This window comes from Halobellus marinus, from assembly GCF_032113415.1.
GTDB classification, from domain to species: domain Archaea; phylum Halobacteriota; class Halobacteria; order Halobacteriales; family Haloferacaceae; genus Haloquadratum; species Haloquadratum marinus.
The window spans coordinates 3,139,609-3,162,247 of sequence record NZ_CP134946.1 but is presented as its reverse complement, the minus strand read 5'-3'; the positions used below and the strand labels follow the sequence as shown (position 1 = coordinate 3,162,247).

Below are 22,639 nucleotides of genomic sequence, written 5' to 3'. Positions count from 1 at the left end.
CGATGAAGGCATTTCTCCAAGCGATCTACCGGGTGTTCAGGAAGGATATCCGGATCGAACAGCGGACGAAGCAGGTGACGACAACTGTCGTCGTTTTCGCGCTGCTCGTCGTGCTCGCGTTCGCATTCAGTTTCGTCCAGACGCTACAGCGTTCGACGGTGCTCGGACGCGGTGCGCTGTGGATCGCCTTCGTGTTCGCCGGGACCGTCGGCGTCACGAAGATAGTCGAACTCGAAGACCGAAACGGGGCACTCGACGGGATGCTGGTCGCCCCGGTCGACCGGTCGGCAATCTACCTGGGGAAGGTGCTCAGTGCAGCAGTGTTCATTTTTGCGGTGAGTCTGGTGACGCTCGGCGCGACCACGGTCTTTCTTGGGTACAGTCCGTCGATCCCCACGGCAGTCTCGGTCGCGGCAGTACTCCTCGTTGCCGCCATCGGATTTGCCGCTATCGGCGTCGTCGTCTCGGTGCTGACGTTCCGGTCGGGCCTCGACGAACTCGCGCTGCCGGTCCTCCTCGTTCCGCTCGTCGTTCCGCTGCTCCTCGCCGGGGTCGAACTCACCGCGGCGCTCGAGAGCGGGTCGCCGCTTGGCGGTTGGCTCAGATTGCTCGGGCTGTACACCGGGATCGTGCTACTCGCTGGCGTCGCAACCTTCGAGTACGTCGTCGAGACGTGACACCGGACGCGACGCTCGTGGAGTGCCCCGTAGTTCACTCGGTTCTCGTCGGCGGTTCCGCGGAGTCGGGTTCCTGTAACAGGAGGAAGATGCCGAAAAAGATCGGAGAGAGGATTCCGAGGGCGAGGATGGTGATGAATGTCCCAATCTCGAAGGAGATCGGCGTCCCGGACCCATCGGAGTCGCTCTCCGAGCCGCCGTCAGATTCAGCTTCCGATTCGCCACCCTCGCCGCTGGCTTCGAGAAGCGGCTGTTCGACCTGGCTCGAATCCAGGCCGCCGCTGCCGCCGACGACCACTGCCCCGAGCATTCCGAGCGACTGGTGCGGCACACAGTAGTACTTGTACATCCCCTCGCTCTCGAAGGTATGTTCGAACGTCTCGCCGGGAGCGCTGTAGAGTTCGCTCTCGAAGCTCCCGTCCTCGGCGACGACGTTGTGACTGTTCCCTTCGCCGGTCCACTCCCAGACGACGGTGGTCCCGGGGTCGACCCGGATCGCCGCGGGGCCGAACCCGAAGTATCCACCGTTGGCCTCGGAGCCGACCGCGACGGTCACCTCCGATTGGCCGGTGTAGTCGTAGGTCCCCTCGAAGTTGGACACCCCCTCGAACCAGCCGCCGTAGTCCGGTTCAGATTGCGCGGCCACGGTGTCGCTGGCGAGGCCGATCGTCGCTGCCGCGCCGATTCCAGTCGCGGTCCGGCGCAGGAACGCTCGTCGGTCGGTCGATCTGTTGAGTTGCGCTGACATAGTGTATCGGTCGTAAATCGCCTGTGTTTTCGGTGTGCTGTCGGATTCGATCGGTCGACGGGATCGACCCGCCGGATCGGTCTTACGCCTGTACGTCTTCGAGTCGTCGTTCGAGCCGGGCCATCCGGCGTTGCAGGTACGTCACGTATCCGAAGAGCGCGACGAAGAGCGCGGAATAGCCGACCAAGAGTAGTGGTTCCATCGTTATCTCCTCTGTGAGAGCCGTGCTGTGCGAACGTCCTGTTCGAGTTCGTCGATGCGGATCCGAATGCCCAGAAGGTAGAGATAGAGGAACGTCGCCGCGACGAGCGTCACGACGAGCGTCAGCGGGTCGATGTTCGCGCTGACGCCACTGTTTCCGATCGTCGTCTCGTGGAACGTCGGCGTCCAGAGCCGCGTGGACGCGTACGACAGCGGCACGGTCACGAATCCGACGACGCCGTAGACCGCCGCGTACCGGTCGCCGGACTGGGCGTCGGTCGCGGAGTAGACGACGAGATAGCCGGCGTAGATGAACCACACGATCAGGAACGTCACCAGCCTGACGTCGGTCCACTCCCACCAGGAGTTCCAGATGACGCGTCCCCACGCACTGCCGAGGAGCAGTGTCAACGTCGCAAAGAGGAAACCCAGTTCACCGGAGCTGTGTGCAAGCCGGCTCCAGAACGGTCCCCGATAGCGTAGATACAGCGCGCTGCCGACGAACGTCGATCCGAGTGCGGCTGCAGCCACCCACGCGAGCGAGATGTGCCAGTACGCGAGGAGGTTCGCGCCGTGTTCGATCCCGTACATCGTGTCCGAGGCGGCTCCGAAGATCAGCACAAAAGAGAGCAGCCCGAAGCCGAACGCCCCCCACGCGACGAAGCGACTTCTCGTCACCCGGTGGAGGAAGGCCGTGACCGCTCCGAGGATTCGGGCGAACCGAACGTTGCTGCCGCTGTTCCCGCGAGCGCGCGAATCGCCGTCATCCGTCGATGGGTTGCCGTTCATATGTTAGAGCCACGTCGTCACCGACGTGAGTGCAAGTTTGTCGAGACCAAAGAGCACAGCGATCCCGAGTGCGACGAGCGCGTAGCCGGTCGCCGTCCTGAACAGTTCGGTGGACGCTCCGCTCGTAACCGAGTCGAGCAGTCGGGTGCTGCCGGCCTGCCCGAGGTACGCGACGCCCAAGAGCGGGACTGAAAAACCGGCCCCGTACGTCGCCAACAGCCAAGCGCTGCCGACGATGTCCGACGTCGTCCCGACGTACGCCAAGACACCACCGAGAACGGGCCCGACGCAGGGAAGCCAGATGACGCCCAGAAGCAACCCGACCGCGAACGCGTTACCCAGCGGGTGAGCGTTCTCGTCGATACGGCCGGTGAGCCGCGACGCCCGCCCGGCGAGACGAGAGGCATACCGCGAGTAGAGTTCGTTGAGGTCGTCGTCGGCCATCACGGCCCCGAACACCAGCATCAAGATAGCGAACGGCGCGCGGACGGTGTCCGGCGTCACGGAGCCAACCATTCCGGTCAGGACGCCGAGCGCGGTGAAGGTCAGCGTGCTCCCGACGACGATTGCGACCGGCCGCAGCGCGTGCCCGTTCGCGCCGACGACGAGAACGGGAACCATCGGGAGACAACACGGGGTCAGGATCGTTAAAAACCCCGCGAGAAAGACGGTGACAGCGGTCGGGTCAGTTATCATTCGATACTGATCGTCGTGGGGTCGTTAGCTCGCCGTCTCGCTTGTGGATTGCTCGGTCGCAAAGGCAGTCGTGACCGCGTCCTGTGCGGTCACCGACGACTGGTTTGCGGCATCGTCACTCGTCGAGTTGTCGACGTCCTCGTAGGTCCGGATCCACGTCGTCTCCCACGAGCCGTCGACGGATTCGTTCCGAAGCGGCTGGTCGTACCGTTCGACGTTGTCGGGGATCACGCTCTCGTTGATCTCCGAGTCGTCGATCGGGATGTCCGCGAGCATGAGCTTCTTCGTCATCGGGTTCATATCGTATCCGAGACGCTGCTGCGTGCGGTTGTAGTAGACCGCTTCGTCGGGCGCACCGGCGGCAGCCCAGTCTTTGGGCTGTCGGGGGAGGTGCGGTCGCTTGTGAGCGTTCATAAACCCGGCGACGTCCTGGACGTCCTCCCAGTCGGAGAACGTATGTGCTGCGCCGTAGGGCATCGCCTCGCGAGTGAAGCCTGCGGACGTGTAGATGCGGCCCATTCCGGCCCCATCGTTGAACGAGCCCTCACCCCAAAGCGGCGGATACTGCCCCTCGACCCCCTGTCCGTCGGCCCCGTGACAGGAGGCGCAGTTCTCGAGGTACAGTTCGGCCCCGCGGACGGGATTGACCTCCGAGACCGGGACCTTCTCGTCGCCTTCAGGCTTTTCGATGTGCCGCCAGTAGGGGACGGTCTCGCTCGGCGTCCCCTTGTTAAGCCAGACCATATACGACTCCATCGCCTGGATCTCTCGGCTGTCGTACGCGGGGACGCCCTCCTCGGAGCCCGGGGAGTTCATACTCCGGAGGAAACAGCCCATAATCCGCTGACGCATGTCCCGCATCCGCTGGGTGCGGCCGGTCCACTCCGGATAGCCCGCCGCGGTCCCGACGAGCGGGATCATATTGATGTCCTGTCCGACCATTCCGGTGGTCGTGGGGAGGTCGCCGCCGCCGTGACAGTTCGCACACGAGAGGTCGTTCCCGACGTGTTTGGGCATCTCATTGGACGTGTTCGCGAAGATCGCACGCCCCTCACGGATGAGCTCCCGGCGGTGTTCGTTTTCCGGGAGCGTCGAGTTGTTCATCTCCTTGGGGACGAAGTTGACCTCCTCGCCCGCAGTCGCGTTCTTGTACTCGAATCCCTGCTCGCGCAGGTCTTCGCTGTACCACTTGCTGCCGTTCCACGTGCCAGGGAGTTCGCGGACCTCGCCACCGCCACCGTCGGCGCTCGGGGCCGGTGCGTCCGCCGGGCCGCCAAGGAACGCGATGGCACCGTTGATGGCGAACACGACCACGATGGCCGCGAAAACCGTCCCAAAGAGGAGAAGGACGGGTTTGAGCAGAAGCGTCGAGTCGCCCTGACTCATCCGTTGATCCACCTGGAAGTTAGCTCGTCTGTCATATACTGTATCCCTCGACAGTACCGTGTTTCCGAATCAGGCAGGTGGATAATAAAGGTGATCCTCTACACAACCGTAAGGGCAGGATTCCGAATACCGGTGGGCGGCAACTACTGTATCGTGTTGAGTAAGTTCAATGTTGTACTCGACTAGTGGGACAACTGCGGTAGACTTTACTGTCACAGTCCAGTAGCCGGGGATATCGATGAACCCTCGAAAGGCGATGACGATCGCCTTCTTGGCCGCACTGCTCGGAATCGGCTACTTCTCGATGAACGCGGCACCCGTGCTCTCCGGAGAGGGATACTCCTCCCACGGAGAGACGCGGTGGCAGACCGATTACGCCGACGCCGTCGAAACCGCCGCCGCCGAGGACGAACCGGTTGTGATCTATTTTTGGACGACGTGGTGTACGTACTGTGAGGACTACAACCAGAACCACTACAGCGATCCGGCGGTGCGGTCTGAGCTCGACGGATTCACGAAGGTAGCGGTGAACTTAGACAGCGACGCCGAGGATGCCACGCAGTTACAGCAGCGCTACAACGTCAATTATCCGCCGCAGCACGTCATCGTGACGCCGGAGGGAGAGGTGCTCACGCGGATTCCCGGCTACGCCCCGACGGAGGACTTCCTCGCGTACCTGGAGTCGGCCAAGGAACGCTATCAGTCCGGTGGGACGGCCGGTAACGGGTCGACGACGGGGACGCCCAGTGCCGGACCGACCGAGACTGCCGGAACCGGGACGGAGCCGACGACGGAGGCCGCACAGTGAACCCCGGAACGATCCTGCTGGCGCTCGCGTTCCTCGCCGGATTAGCGAGTACGTCCCTTCTCACGCGCTCGTATCTCGTCGACGACGACCAGTACCTCTCGTACGTCCCGGAACTGACCGCGGGGACGGCGGTGCTTCTGGTTGCCGCCCTGGCGCACCTCACCTACCAGTTCGTGAGTCTCGACTACTCGAACGCGTACGTGTGGGAGAACACCGCAGCGTACCTTTCGATGCTCTACCGCGTGACAGGCGTGTACGCGGCCAACGAGGGGTCGGTGCTCCTGTGGGCGTCGATCGTCGCCGTCGTCGCGATGGTCGCCGGCGCGACGCGGGGCTTCCCGACGCGACGCGGTAAACTCGTCCACGCGCTCACCATCGGCGTCGTGACGTACTTCTCGGCGATGCTGTTGCTGCAGAGCCCGTTCGCCTCGATTCGGACGGCGTTCCCCAACGCGCCGCCGGGGTTCACACCGACGAGCGGGCAGGGACTGAATCCCCTCCTCGTCGACCCGTATATGGCGATCCACCCGCCGGTGATGTTCGTCTCTTATGCGCTGCTGACGATGCCGTTCGCAATCGGGGCTGCACACTTTATTGCGCTGTTCCGCGGCGATGACGGCCTCTTCTCGGCGTGGGTCGGTAGCGTTACCCGCTGGCTTCGACTCGGGTGGCTGTTTCTCACCGCCGCCGTCGCGCTGGGTGGACTCTGGTCGTACACGGTGCTCGGCTGGGGCGGTATCTGGGCGTGGGACCCGGTCGAGACGGCCATCCTGATCCCGTGGCTGTTCCTGACGGCGACGTTGCACGCGGTCACGAACTACCGCCCGGGCGGGCGGTATCGGATCCTCGCCCCCGCGATGACGGCCAGCGTGTTCGCGCTCGCGGTGTACACGACGTCAGTGGTCCGCAGCGGCGTCTTCAGGAGCGTCCACTCGTTCGCCGACGGAGGAATCGGCGCGTCGTTCCTCGTGCTGATGGGCGTGACAACCGTTCTCGGCGTCGTGCTGCCGCTCACCTACTGGGCACTGACCGAGGAGAGCGGCGACGACACGTCGGACGCCGAGGCGACCGATGAGAGCCGTCTCGCAAGATGGATCACCCGCTCGAACCTGCTTCACCTCGCCGTCCTCCTCTTCGGACTGCTGACCTTCGTTTCGCTGTGGGGGCTCTCGTTCCCGGTACTGCGGAGCGCGATGACGGGGCTCGAGGTGTCGGTCGAGTCGCGCTACTACAACCTGTGGAGTTTCCCGCTCGTCCTCGCGGTGTTGCTCCTCCTCGGGTTCTATATGGATTACGACCGGGAGGGCCTGCACCGGAGCCTCGCCGGACTGGCGGTGTTCGGCCTCGCGACGCTCGTCGGTGCCGCTGTCGCGCCCTCGGAGATGTGGCGACTGGCGTCCACTCGCCCGGGCGACGCCCTCATCTATCAGGTAATCGGGAACGCGAGCGCGCTCTCGGTGCTGCCACCCGTCGCGTACGCGATTCTCGGGACCGTCAAGCGAACAGGGGGACGGATCGCCGCGACGGAGAGTCGAGACGCGAAACTGAAAGAGACGGGGATCACGCTGATCCACGTCGGCGCGGCGCTGCTCGTGCTCTCGTTGCCGTTTATGTATCTCTTTGCCGGACAGGCGTCGGTGATAGCAACCGGCGTCGCGGCCGGCGCAGTCGACACATCCCAGCGCGACGTCGGTGCATCCTCGTACGACATCCGCGTCCTCGGGTACGAGCGAAACGAGTTCCCGAACGATCCCGAGCCGGGAACGTACGCGCTCACCTCGTCGCAGGTCCTCACTCGCGGCCAGTCGTTGAACACGTCGGTGCAGACCGTCCACGGGACGGTGACGGCGATACGCGAGGGACCACAGGCGACAGTGGTACAACTCGACGACTCCCAGCTGTGGGTCGGCATCGCAGGGAACGGAACGGTGGGCGTCGAAACCGGCCAAGAGATCGTCGCCCGCGGGCAGGTGATGTGGGAGTTCGTCCCGACCGCTGATGCCATCGTTCTCGCCGGACCCGAAACCGTCGGGCCCGCCGACGACCCCCCGGACGCGGCTGTTCCGACTCGGGTGATTGCCACCGGCGTGTCGGCCGCAGTGTACGACGATAGCGGTCTCGTCGTCTCCGGCGTCGCCGGACAGCGAGAGTACCCCGAGCAGGGCGGGCTTCAGGTCAGAGACGTGCTGATCGATCGCGGACCGCTCGTCGACACGTACGTCATCGCCGGAGTCAGTGACGGGACCGCCTCGATTTCCGTCAAGCGGGTTCCCTTTATGACGCTGATGCGGCTGAGTATCGTGTCGCTACTCGTCGGTATGGTACTCGTTTTAATCTTCGACCCGCGACACGGCGTTCGAACGAACTCGATCGCCGGGTCCGGAGAGTCAGCCTCGTCGTCGGCGCAGAGTCGTCCGGCGGGCGTCAGGGAGGTGTCGGACCGATGAGGAGACTGCTCGCGCTCCTCGTCGTCCTCAGCGCGCTCGGGTACGTCCCCGTCGCCAGTGCGACGACGACAGTGGGCGGCACGGTCACCGTAGCCGACGGGAGTGCAGACGGCGCTCGCGTCGAGGTTGTGCCCCTCACCGAGCAGCGGCAGCGGGCGGAGGACGCGGTGACTACGACGGTCGAGGGATCGTCCTTCTCGGTCGACGCGCCGGATGCGCCGGCGTATGCCGTCCGGGTCGAACACGGCGGCGCGACGCACTACGAGGTGCTGCAGAACCGAACGCAGGTCGAATTCGAGCTTTCCCAGCGGCTCTCTGGGCAGGTTGTCGACGCCAACGGGACCGCACAGTCCGGCGCGGTCGTCGAACTGATCGACGAAAACGAGTTCGTCGTCGACACCCGACGGACGAACAAGACAGGCGCGTTCGCGTTCGGCCCCCTCGAATCCGACGAGACCTACGAACTCCGCACCACGGTCGGGGATGCGGAGTACCGGCAGACAGTGGACCCCTCGACGAGCCAGAGCGTGACGGTCACTGCGCGGCCGCCGACGAACGACACGTCCGTACTCGGGGTTGCGAACCGGACCCCGACCGGCCACGTCGTCCAGATCGTGCCTCCCGGGAACGACTCGGAGGCCCCGAGCGCCATCGAGACGATAGCCTTCGAGAATCCGAGTGACCGGCCGTTCCTCGGGACCGTGACGATCGGACTGCCCGCCGACGCGTCGCCGTACGCCGCGATGGTCGACGGCTCACGGGCGGAGTATCGCCAGGCGGATGCGGGCGTCGAACTGAACGTCAGCGTTCCGGCGAACGGAAGTGCGCAAGTCGGCGTGGCCTACGACCTCACCGGGACGCAGTTCGAAAAAGTAATCCGACGGAATACGACATCGCTCGCGGTCGTGCTACAGGGTTACGATCCGTCCCGGGTGCGTCACTCCGAAAACCTCCGAACCGGATCGGCACCGATCCCGATGCTCACCACGAACGAGTCGTTGGAGGCAGGCGAGACGATCAGCGTCGATGTCGCCGGTGCCCGGACGAACGCTGCGGAGTCGACAGCGGGCAGCGACTCGGCGTCCAATGCGGTCGGGGCATCGTCGTCCGAAAGCGGGTCAATCCCCGCTTTCCCGGGCGTCCCGATACTCGTCGGGATCTTTGGAACAGTCACCGTCGGTCTAGGCGCGTACCGAGTGACTCGTTCAGAGGGCTAATTGCGGCGCGCTCGCCGGCGTCGCGGGCGGGCGAACTGTTGACGACCTCGCGGGGATGGCAGAAGGCGCGCCGGTCGCTCGCCCTGGTCGGGCCGCCAGCCCACGGACGTCGGCCGCTAATCGGCCCCGCGCTCAGCGACGACGGAGCGCGAAGATCGAAAGCGACACGACGATAGCGAGTACCGCAGTGAGGGGCGTGAAGCCCGGAGTACTGGAGCCGGAACCGGGCGAGGTCTCGGCCGTCGTCAGCGTCTGCGTCGACGTTTCCGTCGCCGTCTCCCCCTCCTCGGGAATTGCGCGGATTGTCACCGAAGAGGAGTTCAAGCCGTCCTTGGTGGCGGCGAGCGTGTGATTCCCCGGCTCCTCGACGGTCACTACCGCACGGCCGTCGGCGTCGGTGGCGCTGACGTCCTCACCGTCGAGCAGGATGGTTGCGCCCTCGACGGGTTCGGAGTACTCGTCGACGACTCTGACACCCAGCCGTTCGCCCGCCACGACGCGCGTGTTCATCGGTTCGAGCTGCAATGACGGTGTCCGGTTCGCCGAGACGTTCACGCGGAGATCGGATTCTTCGACCGCTACGCGCTTCGTTACGTCGTTGTACTCCTCCTTCTCGACTGTGATCGACAGGTCGGTGTTGACCGGCACGCTGACGCGTGCCTCTCCGCCGGCGAGCGTCTGGAGTTGACCGACTGAGCCGACACGAACTGTGGCATTATTGATGGGACGGGGTGGCGAGAAGTGCGGGTCCCGCACTGTGACGGTCAGCGAGACGGTTCCGCGTTCGACGAGTATTCGAGTCCGATTCGACGCGCCGACCTGCACGGTAGTGACGTTCCGGAAGTACCCCGGCTTCACTACGGCGACAGTGTACTCGCCTTGCTCTATGGGTTCCGAGGCGAACACCCCGCTTTCGTTGGTCCTCACCTGCGACACGATCCGTCCGTTCTGCCGGAGGACGATTCGCGCGTCGGCGACTCCCCCGCTATCGTCGGCGACGACGACCGACAACTGACCCTGCTGGTACGCCGGGACCGTTATGTCCTGCTCGGTCGCGTTCTGAACGACGAACGGTTGGTTGCGGATATACTCGGGGTGTGATACGGTGATTGTGACGTTCGCCCCCTGTTCGACGTCAATGAACGCCTTGCCGTTGTTTGCGGTCATTTCGGTCACCGAACCGTTCTCCCAGGTCGCCGTCAACGCGACGTTGCCGATCGGATCACCGTCCTGATCGACGATCGAGACGGTCAGCGTGACCGGATCGGACGACTGCGCGGCCACCGTCGTTGCCGCCGGACCGGTCAGGAGAAGACCGGTCACCGCTAGCGCGACCAAAAGCCGGGCTCTCATACAGTGTGGTTGTTCTGAAATGATTAAATTATGGGCCGATTACTCGGCCTGAGCGGGGTACGCGCAGCGAGAATTACCACGCCCTCCTCGTGCATACAGCGTCGTATGACTCCCCTGCGTGGGCCAAAACCCCACCTACCGTCTCTCGCATTTCGTCTCGGCGCGGCGTTCGGAGATGATCTGATCGACCGTCGAGGCTTTCAGCCCCCGACGCCGTTTTTCGGCGCGGCGTTCCCAGTCGTCTCTCGCGGCTTCGATCTCCGACTCGCGGGTCAAATTCGCTCGGTGGAACTGTGGACGGCTTGAACGATATATGCCCGTCGCACAATTACATTGCTGTTCGGATCTGCTATACTCTTGCTTTCGAATACAATTTCTTATATTGATATATTTGGTGTCCAGCGTGCTCGATCAACCGTCCATAATTGGGATCATATGACCGATCTACAGCCCGAATCTGATCGGTGTCCGGATCACGTTTCGGTTGACGAAGCCGTGATCCGACTCATCGATGAGCAAAATGGCTGTATGCCGCTGTCGATCCCGAGGCAAACAAATTGCTCCATACTAAGCTCGAGACGACAAGAAAAAGGTTATCGCTAATTCGTTTCTTGCGGAGCTCTTCGAGGAACACGACGTCTCCGACGCCCTGTGTCTCATCGGAGGATCGCACTCCTTACAAGATGCGTGTCAGCGACACGGCTTCGATTTCAGATACGAAAATATGGAAATTGGAATACTGTTGAACATATATTTAAATATATAAAACGGAGAAATGTTCGTTTTTCAAACCTTTTCAGCAACGCCGAAGCAGAAACCGCGGACGACTGGATCAGAGCGGTCAGTTTCGTATGGAATCAGCTCATCTGGACACTCGGAGTCTCCCACAGCCGAGATTTATATAGTTTGGTAATCTTTATAGTTTGTATGGAAGTCGAGTCCATCGAAGCGATTCCGTTATCGTATACTCTCGACGGCGGTCGAGAATACGGAAGCTCACGAAACACTATCCCGACTCGAACTGCAACGCTGGTTCGAGTTGAAACTACGGACGGCATCATTGGGTGGGGAGAAGCTTTCGGACCACCGAAAACCAACGCTGCGCTGCTAGAGGAAGTCGTCTCCGACTTCGTCATAGGAATCGATCCGTACGATGTCCAAAGCCTGTTTGAGCGAGTATATGGGCGGCTCTATCATCTCGGATATGGCGGCATCCTCGCCTGTGTTCTAAGCGCGGTCGACATTGCACTCTGGGATGTAATTGGTAAATCCGTCGGGCGTCCTGTCGGAGAGATCCTCGGTGCTAGACGTCGAGACGCGGTGACACCATACGCGTCGACGCTATACATTACGAATTGGGAGCAAGACTGCGAATCTAGCATTGAGGCAGTCGTTGATGAGGGATTCAACGCGGTAAAGATCAAGATCGGGCGTGGCGTTGATGACGACCGTGCTCGCGTGGAAGCCACACGTGAAGCACTGGGCGAGGACGGCCTTATTATGATAGATTTCAACGGTAACTACCGTCCTGCTCAGGCCGTTCAAACGATACGCGAGGTTTCGAAGTATAATATTCACTGGGTCGAGGAACCAGTTCCACCTGAGAATGCTGCGGGATACCAACAAATCAAGGGCAAGACAAATGTGTCACTTGCGGCCGGTGAGGCAGCGTATACCCGTTTTTCATTTCAAGAGATCCTCTCACAACACCTTGTCGACGTGATCCAACCAGACGTCACGAAGTGTGGCGGTTTATCGGAAGCACGACTTATAGCTGAAATGGCTATGACCGAATCGATTGCGGTCTCACCACACTGTTGGTCGACAGGCGTGGGATTTGCTGCTGGCCTGCAGCTCGCGAGTGTCATACCAGAATATCCCCATACTAGCAACCGACCAGAACCGGTACTATTTGAGGTCGACCGCGGGGAGAACGAACTGCGAGAAGAACTCGTCGAGGAGACTTTTAGCGTCTCTAATGGACGATTAGAGATTCCACGGAAATCTGGGTTGGGCGTTACGATCGACCGCGATGCATTGGAAAAATATCGAATCACTGAGTAATGACCTACTGAGTGGCTATTCGTTGAAGCATATTCCACCATTTGTGATTCTACTGAGAAGTAATTCTTTCTGGGCTAAGTTCGAAAACGGATTTCAGACGCGCTAAGCGCCGAAAGAATCTATCCGATGGAGTTCTACAAGATACGCCTATGTCCGCAGCGTTCCGGAACGGCGTCAGCGGTTCGTGGACTGATTCCGAAACCGGCGGGTCCTTCGAGATGTACAATCCAGCTACCTACTCTGCTCGGTAAATGGGGGGTATGAAGAACATTCACGACCAAGGCCGTTAGGGGCGTCAACCGAAGTAGTGGTTCGGGATGTACATCGTTAGTTCGGGGAACAGGATAATGATGAGAATCGTAATGATCAGGGGAATGTAGAACGGTAGCATCGATCGAGATATTAGCTCCACCGACGTGTCGGTTACCTTCGAGAGGACGAACAACACAGGCCCGACCGGGGGCGTCAGTAACCCAAGCATCAGAGCCAGCATTATGACTATTCCGGCGTGCACTGGATCAAGTCCGAGCGTATGCATCTCGGGGGCGAGGATGGGCACGATTAGGATCAGGATTGTTAACGGGTAGAGGCCAATGCCCAGAATAACCATACTGGCTGCGATGATCATCAATATCCCGGTCGGACCCAAGTTGAGACCGACGAGCGCGTCAACGAGCAGTCCAGGGATGCCCGTCCGGAGAACAGTGAACGAGTATATCTCCGTCGTCGCGAGGATGAGCATTATCGCGGTCACGTCGTGTAGCGATTCACGCGCCGCCTCCCAGATACCCGCGAGCGACAGATCGCGATAAAAGAGCATCCCGATCGCGATTGACCAGATGACGGCTATCGCACCGGCCTCCGTGGCGGTGAACGTGCCTGTCAGGATACCGCCGATGATCAAAATGATCGTGAATATGGCGGGTCCGGCGTACAGTGCCGTCCGTCCGATGCGGGCGACGTTCCAGTCCTCACCGCTGGGATAATTCCTCCTTTTCGACAGGTACACGATGAGGACCATAATGGAAACGCCCATCAGGAGTCCGGGGACAATGCCCGCCAAGAAGAGGCGTCCAATAGACTGACCAGCGAGGACCCCGTATACGATCAGCAGGATGCTCGGCGGGATAATCGGACCGATAACCGCCGAGGAGCCGATGACGGAAACAATGAACCCGTCGTCATATCCGGAGTTTTTCATCATCTCGTATTCGATCTTTCCGAGTCCGGCGGCGTCTGCGACCGCAGAGCCGCTCATCCCCGAGAAGATGATGCTCGCGATGACGTTTACGTGTGCCAGTCCGCCTTGTATAGGGCCCGTCACTGCCTTCGAGAACTCGAATATGGCCTCCGTTGCGGAACTCGCGCTCAAGAGGCGACCAGCGAATAAATAAAACGGGATGGCCAGGAGGATGAAACTCGTGCTCGAACGGAGCATCCGGATTGCTACCGGACGCAGCGTTAATGAAGGACCGATCGGCAGCAGCATTATGACAAGCGCGCTTATCCCGATAGCGTAGGCAACCGGAACTCCAAGAAGCAGGGGGACGAAAAGGACCACGATGAAGACGAGGACCAGGGAAAGCAGTTCCATTATTGAAGATCAGTTGCCTTGTTTTGCCGCTAGCTGACTGTAGTTTCAGACGCTCTCACAGGAAAATACCGTCAAGCTAACCGGGAATTGGACGCCGTCTGGCGATATGGGATCGCTCAGACGGCTCGCTCGGATGTGTCGAGATCTTGCCAAACAGCACGTAGATGACCCTGACGTACCCGCCGCGCCGAACGGCGCGGACGGGTACGCCAAGTGGACACAGATTGCGTTGATTTTGTTCCGCGTTGAGTTGGAGAAGAGTCTTCGTGAGACTGAAGACTACCTCAACGAGATGCCCGGTATCCTCGCCGTATTTGATCTCAACGAGGCACCACACTACAGTTCGTTCTGCCGGTGGGAAGACGAGTATCGGATGCGTGAACTCCGCCGCCTGCTCCGCGCTTCGGCGGAGCAGGCGGGCTGGAGTGGTGAAGCCGCAATCGATGCAAGTGGCTTCCAGCGTGATCAGACCAGCTATCACTACCGTGACCGTGCGAACTACTCGTTCCAGTCGATGAAGACAACCATCTTGATCGACGTGAACTCGCTAGCGATCAAAGACGTTCATTTCACGACACAGAAGGCGTGGGACGGCCACATCGGGATGCAGGTCTTCCGCCGGAACGCGGAAGACCTGCGTGTATTGTCTGCTGACGCGAACTACTCGTGGGGCGAACTCCGTGAGGAGTGTCGCTCGAACTCAACGCGACCACTGATCAAGCACAGGGAACAAACACCGTTGCAGAAGGCCCACAACGCCCGAATGACCGAGGATTACAACCAACGCTGGATGAGTGAGACGGGCTTCTCGCAGTTGAAAGAAGACGACGGCGAGAAGCTCCGCTCCCGGAGCTGGCACGGCCAGTTCCGGGAGCTGACTCGGAAGTGCATCGTCCATAACCTAACGCAGGCGGCGAGTTAGGGCTCGCCGCCTGCTCCCCTTCTCCGGACGTATCCGGGAGAGGCATCGCCGTCGTCACCGAAACAACGAAGCAAGATACCATAGTTTTGACCCTTCGGCAACCGCTGTCAGTAACAGCCGCTGTATCTTCTGACTGTAAGAACGCACCTCTGACAGCGTGAGACTACAAACAATCGACCCTACCCCGTCGCTGTCTTGCGTTCAACAAGGCAAGATCAGTTGTCGGGAATTCGGTTGCGCTCGGCGCGCCACTCCGCGAGGTTGCGAGCCGCCAGTGCCGCCTCCGAAATCGCGATCAACGAGAAACCCATCAGGATGAATGCGTACAGGTAGCCGGAATGGAACCACTGGATGGCGAGTCCACCGCTCCCCCAAGCCGCACGTGTCTGGGCGTACGCGGCGGAGACCACCACTCCTGCGAAGACGAGTCCGAACAGGTGGATCAACACCTCATACAGGTACGGTACCCGCTCGGTGATGCGGTCGCTTACGATCGTGATCTTGATGTGTTCTCCGCGGATCTGCGTCGCTGCGGAGCCGACGAATATAACGAAGATGAACATATTCGTCGCCAGCTCTGCCGTCCAGATGAACGAGAGACTGCCGCCGAGTTGGTCGGGAAGAAACCGCGATAGGACCTGTAACACGGCCAGAGCTATAATCAGCAGAAAAGCGAAAACACTGATTGCTTCGAATAGACGGAACGGACGACCCTCCGACAGCTTCGTGTGGTCCATTTCTAAGGCGCGAGGTCTTGGATCTCGTCCAGGGTCAATACGGCGTCGTTCTCTTCGATGAGTCGCTCCATAGCAGGCGTGGCGGCCTCACGGAAAGACGAGAGTTCGGTGTTTCGAACGATAGTCATACTCTCTGATAGAGACTCGATCTGGTCCTCTTCCGCGGCTCTAATCTCCTCAGCAGCGTTTTGACCAGCTGAGGTCGCCGCTTCTGACACAAGATCTTGGTCTTCCTCGGGAAGGTCGTCGTAGAGGTTGGTGTTGATGTGTAAGCTATTCTGCGTGGGGTAGTGAGACGTGAAGCTCAGGTGACTCTGTACCTCATCCCACGACTCCGCGGCGATCTGGAAAGGGTCGCCTTCGGCCGCGGACACAGTCCCCGCCTGCAACGCCTGGTACACCTCGTCGAGGGCCAGCGAAGTCGGCTCGAAGCCGATGGCACTCCAGATTGCGTGCCAGCCGAGGAGTTCCGGCACCCGAATCGTGATGCCTTCCGTGTCAGATGCCGACCGGATCGCCGTGTTCGAGGTGTGGTGGCGCATTCCGGCGTAGTTCGGATCGCCGAGGATTTTGGCGCCAGATTCCTCGAGTTGATCATACATACCGATCCTGTTGTCGACCTCTTCGATCATATTGAGCCAGTGCTCCCACACGGGTTCTTGATAGATGAACGAACTCGCGAGCGTGGCGATCACGGGTGCGTCGAACTCCACGTTGAGCACGATCACGAATCCGCTGGAGGTCATCTCGATGCCGCCCGACTGGAGTGTCTCGAGTTGCTCAACATCGCCGCCGAACGCTCCACCGGAGGCGACATCAATACTGAACCGACCGTCGGACATTGACTCCAATTCCTGTTTAAAAGCCGATGCAGCACGCTCGAACGCATGGCCTTCGCTCGCTGCGGTTGCGATCGTCCAGTCGTATGACTGCTGACCTCCACCATTTCCTTGGGTTGTCGTGACACCGGATCCGTCACCATCGCCACCACCATTTCCTGCGCACCCAGCGACACCGGCAATTCCGGCTGCCCCAACAGTTTTGAGGAATCGACGTCTACCCTCTCGATTAATTGTTCCCATACTTACTACATCTTGTTATAGCATATATATCTTTTGCCGGTGTCTATATTTGTGGCGGGATGACGGCGTGTTATTCTCTGAGAGTCTCTACGTAAGTTCGGACTCCTTCTTCAAGTCCGTATTCAGGAGCGTATCCGAGATCGGCACGTGCAGCGCTGTCATCGATTCTCTGGGTCCACGGCAACTTACCCTCATTCGATACCGTAATGTCAGCGTCGGGTAGCACCGACCGGACGACGTCGGCCATCTCGGAGATAGTCGACGCTTCCCCCCCGGCGTTGTATACTCTCTGTGAGAGTGCCGACTCCGGGGCTGTGAGCGCACACACGAATGCCTGTGCGAAGTCCGCGATGTACTGCCAATTGATGTACTGGTCCCCGTACTCGACGCTAACCGGTTTGCCTCGTGCCGGTTGTTCAATAAGATCTCGAACGAAGGTAGCTGCCCCTCGCTGGCGGTACGGACCGTACGCGAGTCCGAGCCGTAACCCGACAGTCGTCACATCATACTCGCTTGCGTACGTGTTCGCCTGGCTCTCGTTGTACGCCTTTGTCGCCCCATATAGTGAATCCGGCTGTGTGAGTTCCGCTTCAGTAACCGGGAACTGTTGGTAACGGTTTGGTGGGGCGTAGACCGCTGCACTCGATGCCCAGACGACACGTTCAACAGTCTCGTCCAGAATCCGTGACGTCTCGAACACCGAATTAGTTCCACAGATATTGACGTCGATTCCCACTCGGGGATTTGCTGGTACAGCATCGGCCAGCAGGGCTGCTAGGTGGAGGATCAACGAACTTCCAGTGCGCTGAGTCGTCCGGACGATGTCGAGCGGGTCTGTCACGTCACCTTTCACTACCTCAACGTCGTTTGCGACACCGAGTGCCTCCAAAATACTGGTATCTGTTGATGTGTCGTACGCTACCACGTCGAATCCCTCTTTGAGAAGGGCACGGCAAGAGTATGACCCGATGAACCCGGTTCCACCCGTTATGAGTACCGTTTGATCGTCTGCCATCTATCGATGTAGGTATTTCCGCAGGGGGCAATAACCTTGTCATATGTTGCCGAGTAGTCCCCTGGTAGAAGTGGCCCGCGTCTCGGGACGAACGGACCCGCAGCCAATATTCTTCGAGTTACGGTTCGAAATCCTCGAGGGAGATCCAGTCACCCTGATCGGCTGACTGGCGAGCAGCGAAGGCTATTCGGAGTGAACGAAGGTTATCTTCGGCTGTCGTCGGTGCTGGTTCATTCTCTCGGACTGCGGCGACGAACTGTTCGAAGTAGCCGATAAACGCATCCGGAACGTAGGATGTGGTGATAGGCGTCACTGTTTCCGAAACCTTCCCGGCGGGCGTATAGACGACCTCTGGAGGGATCATCTCCGGCTTATAAGCTTCGTGACCTCGAACAGTCCCCTCTGAGCCCCCGAGTCTGAATTGCCATCGCAAGGTCGTACTCGAGGAGAGTTCATCCCACACCTGGGCCATAAGTTCATCTTCAAACTCGATCCAAGTCGCAAATACGTATCGATCATCGGATGTCTGTCTCTTGTGCCAAGCGTTCACTCGTACCGGCTCTCGTCCGGCCCAGTATCGAAGCAGATCGAAGTTGTGGACCGAGAACGCAACTCGCCGCTCCTTCCCCGCAAATGGTAGGTCAGAAGAGATGCGGACTGTCCGGAGCGTCCCAAGGTCACCGTGGGAGATCAGTGACTTCGCCTTCGTAAATGCGCCCGCGTAGCGTGCCTGCTGATTCACCGAAAGAATTTGATCTACCGCGTCGGCCTTCTCTGCAAGTTGCTGACCAGTCCTGTATTCTGTGACGAACGGCTTCTGGCACGTTACGTGTAGTCCGTTCTCTAAGGCTGTATGTATGGCACTTTCCTTTGCCTCGCCTGCAGGAATCGTTATATCGACAAAATCTAGGTCCTCGGTATTTACCAACGCCTCGTAGTCAGAGAACTCCGAAACGTCTAGGTGACCGTGTTTACGGAGGCAGGTCTGTGCGCCTGCTCGTGCTGATTTGTCTGGGTCAGCAATTCCCACGATATCTACACCGTCTAGTACGCTCCAAGCAGGTATATGCGCGTGCTGGCTTATCATACCGGTCCCGATGAGACCGGCACGTACTGAGTTACCCATACGTCAAACGACCACACCGTACTGTATAAAGTTACGTCTCACACGACCTACGGCCTTCTGTACGCTATGACGCCTCGGCATATCACCGAACCGGTAGCCAAAACAATCTGTTCGGAAGGACGATACCGGAATTCGGGAGAGGAAAACGGTAGCATAATGTTTTGTACTTACAGCACTTCTTCAATTATATGCAACGCCAGTCCGGAAATCGGGTGCCGGTCCAAGCTGTCGAGACGACACTCGGTATTCTCCACCTCCTTCAGGAGAGCGAGCGAAAAATCACTGAAATCGCCGACGAACTCGATATCGCAAAGAGTACTGCACACAGCCACCTCAAAACCCTGGAACAGTCCGCCTATGTCGTTTGTGAAGACAACGAATATCGGCTTGGATATAGGTGCCTTAATTTGGGCGGTCACGTTCAGGCGTCTGAGCCACTTTACCACGCCGCAAAAGAAGAGGTCAATGAACTGGCCGAAGAGACGGGCGAGCGGTGTCAGGTAATGGCAGAACAACACGGACGTGGCACGTATCTCTATCAGGCCAGCGGTGAGCGGGCAATTCAGACCGACTCTCACATTGGAACTCGCGTTTACCTCCATTCAACCGCTCAGGGAAAAGCGATTCTTGCGCATCTACCCACTGAGCGAGTGAATGAAGTCATCGAACGTCATGGGCTTCCAGCGAAGACAGATCGAACAGTCACGACCAAAGAGGAGCTATTTGCGGAACTTGAACAGATTCGTGAGTATGGCGTCTCTTACGACGATGGAGAGCGTATAAAGGGTATGCGGTGTGTCGCTGCACCGATCTGTAACGAAGACGCGGAGGCAGTCGGAGCAATTAGCATTTCTGGACCAGTAAAGCGGTTAAAAAGCGAGTACTACCGAGAAACCCTCCCAGAGATAGTCTCAAGTACAGCTCGGACGATCGAAATAAAAACGATGTATTCGTAATGCTGCCATAGCTTCTGCGCACCTTCTCCCACCAAAAAGTGCTTAATCACCCCCTCATCCGTTCGTATTTGCATAGGTCGAATGGTTGTTCCGTTAGTGCGAACAGATTAGGTCGAACTAGTGGATCCAGTATATGGCATATGTACTAATGATGCCACGTGGACGCCCTCCTCGCTGACAGAGTTTGGAAACGGGGAGCGAGTGCTTTACACTAATAGTATTGTAATTCCTTTATCGCCCGCTATGTTGAGGGCAGTCACAGTTAGCGTTGCTCCGCGATAGCTGTCGAACCTTCGGAACAGCTGTTTGTACTGGGCGAACGGCTCAATTAAACCGAGCTAGCACTTTCCTCAGAAGGACCACAATCACACTAGTTGTTCTTAGCCCCGGATTTGCCCGAACGTCACTCAGTACTAAGCCAACGCACAGATTTATAAGTCCTCATTCGGTTGGTAGGGGTATGTCAATACGAGACGCCGTGCTAGACCAGCTACTAGCCGCTGGAATCGACACGGTGTTCGGGATTCCGGGCACACAGACACTTCCACTGAACAAGGGAATACAGAATCGGCAGGACATTAGATACGTAATGGCGCGTCACGAGACCGCGGTTACACACCAGGCGTGGGGCTACACTGAAACGACTGGCCAAATTGCAGCTACGCTCGTCGTTCCTGGTCCTGGGGATATGAACGCTATGAACGGGCTTAAGAACGCATTGAACGACTGCACGCCGCTCCTCCACATTTCGATCGAGACTGAACCCGAAGTACGGGGGGGAGAGGGGATCCACGAAACACCACCGGACACGTACGACAACGTAGTGAAAGAAAATATTACAGTCGAAACACCCGAGAGTACCCCCGTTGCAGTTAAACGTGCTATTGCGAAGTCATTGACTCCCCCGAAGGGTCCGGTCCGCGTTGGCATTCCAAAATCGTTCTTCGATAAGGATGTATCCGCTGCAGAATCGAGTTCATTTACTCATACCTACTTGACAGATGTTCCGGAGTTAGCCTTAGACGATGCGGCCAAAAAGCTCGATAGCGCGACTCAACCGTCAATCCTCGCTGGAGGTGGCATTCGATCGGCGAACGCTAGCGATGAGTTACAGGCCATTGCGGAGCGGTTAGACGCCCCAGTCGTGACGACATACAAGGGAAAGGGTGTTCTCCCCGAAGATCACGAGTTGAGTGCCGGGGTTCTCTGTGGCGGCTCTCCGCCCGAATTGATCGACACACTGGCCGATTCAGACGTTTTACTGGCCATAGGAACTGACTTCGATGCAGTCGCGACTCAGAAGTGGACCGTCGAAATGGGCGAAATGCTGATCCACATCACGCTCAATGAGGATGATGTGGGCAACGGCTACAATCCAGCGATCGGCATCGTTGCTGATGCGAAGGACGCCCTCGACTACCTCATTTCGACGACCTCGCCCGGTGAGCGCGAAGGGACGGATCGCGCTCAAACCGCACGAAACGGCGTCTGGGACCGAATCCCAGAACTGCTTGACATAGAGGAAGCACCCTTTACAGCGGCGCGAACTCTCAAGACGGTGCGTGAATCAATTCCTAACGAAACAATCGTCACTGTTGACGCCGGTGGGTTCAGGCTATGGACGCTCGTGATGTTCAAAGCAATGGGGCCACACCGGTATGTTAACCCTGGTTCGTGGGCTACAATGGGTACAGGCGTCCCGTCAGCAATCGGTGCGCAGACAGGGAATCCGGATACGCCGGTCGTCGCTCTAACGGGTGACGGAGGGCTAATGATGTGCCTGCACGAACTCCACACAGCAGTCGCGGAGGAACTTCCGATAGTCGTTGTGTTGTTAAATAACAACGACTATGCTGTGATCTCTGATGACGCAGAGTCGAACTACGGGTTCGAAAAAGGAACGTATGCTTGGCGGGAGGCACCAATCGACTTTAATGCGATCGCCGAAGGTGTCGGAATGGATGCCAGCAAAATAGGGTCGATTGACGAACTTGAACAATCTATACGTGATGCCCTCGAAAACAATCAGCCGACACTGCTGGAGGTCCCTATCGTTTCGACGGATCCGCAGGCGTACACCCTGGTCGACTAGCGCCTCTGTCTCAAACGTTTCTGTGGTTAGAGTAATCGTCTGATTTCGAGTGCCGTAACTTATTTACGGAGTCGAATTATCTATCAGATAGGCAATGAGCTACCAGACTTTAGAGGATATCCTCCCACCTAGCCGTGAGATCGCCGATTGGTTCCGCGGGATGGATATCAAACATACCGTGTATTCGCCTTCTGACGCTAGCGCATTTCCCGACGAATATACGAACTGGATCGAAGAACAACGAGCGGTACAGGAAACGTGTGTGCTTGTGGATCAGTCACACCATATGATTTCTCTGCACGTCGAGGGTCCTGACGCATTGCAGTTGTTCTCTGATCTAGGAGTGAATAGTTTTGAAAATTTCAAGACGGGAGAACCGCCGCAAGCGAAGCATCTCGTGATGTGTAACCACGAAGGCTACCAGATACGAGACACAGTGCTGTTTTACCTCGATGCGAACAAGTTTGTCTCAGTCGGATCTCCAGTCGGGAATAATTGGATCGCATACAACCTAGAAACCGGCGACTACGATGCCTCTATCGACAGACCAGTGTATAGTCCGAACGGGGAGTATCACCCGCTCGGTTCTGGTGACGTGTCTCCTCCGGACTGTAGGTTCGAGATTGCCTTGTTGAACGCAAGACAGCGACGGGGTAGGGTCGATTGTTTGTAGTCTCACGCTGTCAGAGGTGCGTTCTTACAGTCAGAAGATACAGCGGCTGTTACTGA

Annotated in this window: 21 protein-coding genes and 1 pseudogene; 10 read left to right on the top strand and 12 right to left on the bottom strand. The window is 58.8% G+C overall.

What is annotated here, in order from left to right; genetic code table 11:
- Positions 1-2 precede the first annotated feature (2 nt).
- A complete protein-coding gene (locus tag RJT37_RS15655) occupies positions 3-677 on the top strand; it encodes a heme exporter protein CcmB (protein WP_313685913.1) in 675 nt (224 codons plus the stop codon).
- Positions 678-711: 34 nt separating this feature from the next.
- On the opposite strand, the gene RJT37_RS15650 is transcribed toward RJT37_RS15655, so the two are convergent.
- The 5 genes from RJT37_RS15650 to RJT37_RS15630 all read right to left on the bottom strand — a co-directional run bounded on the left by RJT37_RS15650 (position 712) and on the right by RJT37_RS15630 (position 4,497).
- Positions 712-1,425 carry a halocyanin domain-containing protein gene (locus RJT37_RS15650; RefSeq protein WP_313685911.1) on the bottom strand — a complete coding sequence of 238 codons (714 nt, stop codon included), beginning with the start codon at positions 1,423-1,425 and terminating at the stop codon, positions 712-714.
- 82 nt (positions 1,426-1,507) lie between these two features.
- The gene (locus RJT37_RS15645; protein ID WP_313685909.1) at positions 1,508-1,627 is read right to left on the bottom strand and encodes a CcmD family protein; all 120 of its coding nucleotides are present in this window, start codon (positions 1,625-1,627) and stop codon (positions 1,508-1,510) included.
- A gap of 2 nt (positions 1,628-1,629) precedes the next feature.
- A complete protein-coding gene (ccsA, locus tag RJT37_RS15640) occupies positions 1,630-2,415 on the bottom strand; it encodes a cytochrome c biogenesis protein CcsA (protein ID WP_313685907.1) in 786 nt (261 codons plus the stop codon).
- A 3-nt stretch (positions 2,416-2,418) separates the two neighbouring features.
- Positions 2,419-3,036: a cytochrome c biogenesis CcdA family protein gene (locus RJT37_RS15635; RefSeq protein WP_313685906.1), complete on the bottom strand. Its 618-nt coding sequence runs from the start codon at positions 3,034-3,036 to the stop codon at positions 2,419-2,421.
- A gap of 99 nt (positions 3,037-3,135) precedes the next feature.
- Positions 3,136-4,497, bottom strand: coding sequence for a c-type cytochrome (locus tag RJT37_RS15630; RefSeq protein ID WP_313685904.1), 1,362 nt, complete (start codon positions 4,495-4,497; stop codon positions 3,136-3,138).
- 238 nt (positions 4,498-4,735) lie between these two features.
- Here RJT37_RS15630 and RJT37_RS15625 point away from each other — a divergent pair, with 238 nt between their 5' ends.
- Genes RJT37_RS15625 through RJT37_RS15615 form a run of 3 tightly spaced genes read left to right on the top strand, consistent with a single transcriptional unit; the run spans position 4,736 to position 8,969 of the window.
- On the top strand, positions 4,736-5,305 hold the full coding sequence (locus RJT37_RS15625) for a thioredoxin family protein (protein ID WP_313685902.1): 570 nt from the start codon (positions 4,736-4,738) through the stop codon (positions 5,303-5,305).
- Positions 5,302-7,752 (top strand): cytochrome c biogenesis protein CcsA, encoded by a 2,451-nt coding sequence (gene ccsA / locus RJT37_RS15620; protein ID WP_313685900.1) that lies wholly within the window; start codon positions 5,302-5,304, stop codon positions 7,750-7,752. The genes RJT37_RS15625 and ccsA (RJT37_RS15620) overlap by 4 nt, the downstream gene beginning before the upstream one ends.
- Complete coding sequence (locus tag RJT37_RS15615; protein WP_313685898.1) at positions 7,749-8,969, top strand: carboxypeptidase-like regulatory domain-containing protein; 1,221 nt, start codon at positions 7,749-7,751, stop codon at positions 8,967-8,969. Before ccsA (RJT37_RS15620) ends, RJT37_RS15615 begins: the two co-directional genes overlap by 4 nt.
- Positions 8,970-9,101: 132 nt before the next feature.
- On the opposite strand, the gene RJT37_RS15610 is transcribed toward RJT37_RS15615, so the two are convergent.
- Both RJT37_RS15610 and RJT37_RS15605 read right to left on the bottom strand, forming a co-directional pair.
- Positions 9,102-10,322, bottom strand: a complete 1,221-nt coding sequence (locus tag RJT37_RS15610; RefSeq protein WP_313685896.1) for a carboxypeptidase-like regulatory domain-containing protein — start codon at positions 10,320-10,322, stop codon at positions 9,102-9,104.
- Between the two features lie 135 nt (positions 10,323-10,457).
- On the bottom strand, positions 10,458-10,598 hold the full coding sequence (locus RJT37_RS15605) for a hypothetical protein (RefSeq protein WP_313685894.1): 141 nt from the start codon (positions 10,596-10,598) through the stop codon (positions 10,458-10,460).
- A gap of 78 nt (positions 10,599-10,676) precedes the next feature.
- On the opposite strand from RJT37_RS15605, the pseudogene RJT37_RS15600 reads away from it, so the two are divergent.
- A pseudogene (locus tag RJT37_RS15600) lies at positions 10,677-11,189 on the top strand (transposase domain-containing protein); the annotation flags it as partial.
- Positions 11,190-11,249: 60 nt separating this feature from the next.
- Positions 11,250-12,386 (top strand): mandelate racemase/muconate lactonizing enzyme family protein, encoded by a 1,137-nt coding sequence (locus RJT37_RS15595; RefSeq protein ID WP_313690004.1) that lies wholly within the window; start codon positions 11,250-11,252, stop codon positions 12,384-12,386.
- A gap of 295 nt (positions 12,387-12,681) precedes the next feature.
- On the opposite strand, the gene RJT37_RS15590 is transcribed toward RJT37_RS15595, so the two are convergent.
- Positions 12,682-13,980: a TRAP transporter large permease gene (locus tag RJT37_RS15590; protein WP_313685892.1), complete on the bottom strand. Its 1,299-nt coding sequence runs from the start codon at positions 13,978-13,980 to the stop codon at positions 12,682-12,684.
- A 106-nt stretch (positions 13,981-14,086) separates the two neighbouring features.
- On the opposite strand from RJT37_RS15590, the gene RJT37_RS15585 reads away from it, so the two are divergent.
- The gene (locus tag RJT37_RS15585; protein WP_313684617.1) at positions 14,087-14,902 is read left to right on the top strand and encodes an IS5 family transposase; all 816 of its coding nucleotides are present in this window, start codon (positions 14,087-14,089) and stop codon (positions 14,900-14,902) included.
- A 215-nt stretch (positions 14,903-15,117) separates the two neighbouring features.
- Here the strand turns inward: RJT37_RS15585 and RJT37_RS15580 are convergent, their stop codons facing one another.
- The 4 genes from RJT37_RS15580 to RJT37_RS15565 form a co-directional block, all read right to left on the bottom strand.
- Entirely contained in the window at positions 15,118-15,549 is a 432-nt protein-coding gene (locus RJT37_RS15580) for a TRAP transporter small permease (RefSeq protein ID WP_313685890.1), read from the bottom strand.
- A gap of 92 nt (positions 15,550-15,641) precedes the next feature.
- Positions 15,642-16,721 carry a TRAP transporter substrate-binding protein gene (locus tag RJT37_RS15575; RefSeq protein WP_313685889.1) on the bottom strand — a complete coding sequence of 360 codons (1,080 nt, stop codon included), beginning with the start codon at positions 16,719-16,721 and terminating at the stop codon, positions 15,642-15,644.
- 70 nt (positions 16,722-16,791) lie between these two features.
- Positions 16,792-17,736 (bottom strand): NAD-dependent epimerase/dehydratase family protein, encoded by a 945-nt coding sequence (locus RJT37_RS15570; RefSeq protein WP_313685887.1) that lies wholly within the window; start codon positions 17,734-17,736, stop codon positions 16,792-16,794.
- A gap of 118 nt (positions 17,737-17,854) precedes the next feature.
- Positions 17,855-18,862 carry a Gfo/Idh/MocA family protein gene (locus tag RJT37_RS15565; RefSeq protein WP_313685886.1) on the bottom strand — a complete coding sequence of 336 codons (1,008 nt, stop codon included), beginning with the start codon at positions 18,860-18,862 and terminating at the stop codon, positions 17,855-17,857.
- Between the two features lie 188 nt (positions 18,863-19,050).
- On the opposite strand from RJT37_RS15565, the gene RJT37_RS15560 reads away from it, so the two are divergent.
- From RJT37_RS15560 to RJT37_RS15550, 3 genes are all read left to right on the top strand, one after another.
- Positions 19,051-19,818: an IclR family transcriptional regulator gene (locus RJT37_RS15560; RefSeq protein ID WP_313685885.1), complete on the top strand. Its 768-nt coding sequence runs from the start codon at positions 19,051-19,053 to the stop codon at positions 19,816-19,818.
- A gap of 460 nt (positions 19,819-20,278) precedes the next feature.
- Positions 20,279-21,910 (top strand): thiamine pyrophosphate-binding protein, encoded by a 1,632-nt coding sequence (locus RJT37_RS15555; protein ID WP_313685883.1) that lies wholly within the window; start codon positions 20,279-20,281, stop codon positions 21,908-21,910.
- Between the two features lie 94 nt (positions 21,911-22,004).
- Positions 22,005-22,583: a hypothetical protein gene (locus tag RJT37_RS15550; RefSeq protein ID WP_313685881.1), complete on the top strand. Its 579-nt coding sequence runs from the start codon at positions 22,005-22,007 to the stop codon at positions 22,581-22,583.
- Positions 22,584-22,639: the final 56 nt, after the last annotated feature.

Excerpts from the sequence above, each read along its gene's own strand:
- RJT37_RS15645 (WP_313685909.1), bottom strand. The coding sequence starts at position 1,627 with ATGGAACCACTACTCTTGGTCGGCTATTCCGCGCTCTTCGTCGCGCTC.
- RJT37_RS15610 (WP_313685896.1), bottom strand. The coding sequence starts at position 10,322 with ATGAGAGCCCGGCTTTTGGTCGCGCTAGCGGTGACCGGTCTTCTCCTG.
- RJT37_RS15655 (WP_313685913.1), top strand. The coding sequence starts at position 3 with ATGAAGGCATTTCTCCAAGCGATCTACCGGGTGTTCAGGAAGGATATC.
- RJT37_RS15565 (WP_313685886.1), bottom strand. The coding sequence starts at position 18,862 with ATGGGTAACTCAGTACGTGCCGGTCTCATCGGGACCGGTATGATAAGC.
- RJT37_RS15570 (WP_313685887.1), bottom strand. The coding sequence starts at position 17,736 with ATGGCAGACGATCAAACGGTACTCATAACGGGTGGAACCGGGTTCATC.
- RJT37_RS15585 (WP_313684617.1), top strand. The coding sequence starts at position 14,087 with ATGGGATCGCTCAGACGGCTCGCTCGGATGTGTCGAGATCTTGCCAAA.
- RJT37_RS15595 (WP_313690004.1), top strand. The coding sequence starts at position 11,250 with ATGGAAGTCGAGTCCATCGAAGCGATTCCGTTATCGTATACTCTCGAC.
- RJT37_RS15650 (WP_313685911.1), bottom strand. The coding sequence starts at position 1,425 with ATGTCAGCGCAACTCAACAGATCGACCGACCGACGAGCGTTCCTGCGC.
- RJT37_RS15635 (WP_313685906.1), bottom strand. The coding sequence starts at position 3,036 with ATGGTTCCCGTTCTCGTCGTCGGCGCGAACGGGCACGCGCTGCGGCCG.
- RJT37_RS15550 (WP_313685881.1), top strand. The coding sequence starts at position 22,005 with ATGAGCTACCAGACTTTAGAGGATATCCTCCCACCTAGCCGTGAGATC.
- RJT37_RS15575 (WP_313685889.1), bottom strand. The coding sequence starts at position 16,721 with ATGGGAACAATTAATCGAGAGGGTAGACGTCGATTCCTCAAAACTGTT.
- RJT37_RS15615 (WP_313685898.1), top strand. The coding sequence starts at position 7,749 with ATGAGGAGACTGCTCGCGCTCCTCGTCGTCCTCAGCGCGCTCGGGTAC.
- RJT37_RS15630 (WP_313685904.1), bottom strand. The coding sequence starts at position 4,497 with ATGAGTCAGGGCGACTCGACGCTTCTGCTCAAACCCGTCCTTCTCCTC.
- RJT37_RS15555 (WP_313685883.1), top strand. The coding sequence starts at position 20,279 with ATGTCAATACGAGACGCCGTGCTAGACCAGCTACTAGCCGCTGGAATC.
- RJT37_RS15560 (WP_313685885.1), top strand. The coding sequence starts at position 19,051 with ATGCAACGCCAGTCCGGAAATCGGGTGCCGGTCCAAGCTGTCGAGACG.
- RJT37_RS15625 (WP_313685902.1), top strand. The coding sequence starts at position 4,736 with ATGAACCCTCGAAAGGCGATGACGATCGCCTTCTTGGCCGCACTGCTC.
- ccsA (WP_313685907.1), bottom strand. The coding sequence starts at position 2,415 with ATGAACGGCAACCCATCGACGGATGACGGCGATTCGCGCGCTCGCGGG.
- RJT37_RS15590 (WP_313685892.1), bottom strand. The coding sequence starts at position 13,980 with ATGGAACTGCTTTCCCTGGTCCTCGTCTTCATCGTGGTCCTTTTCGTC.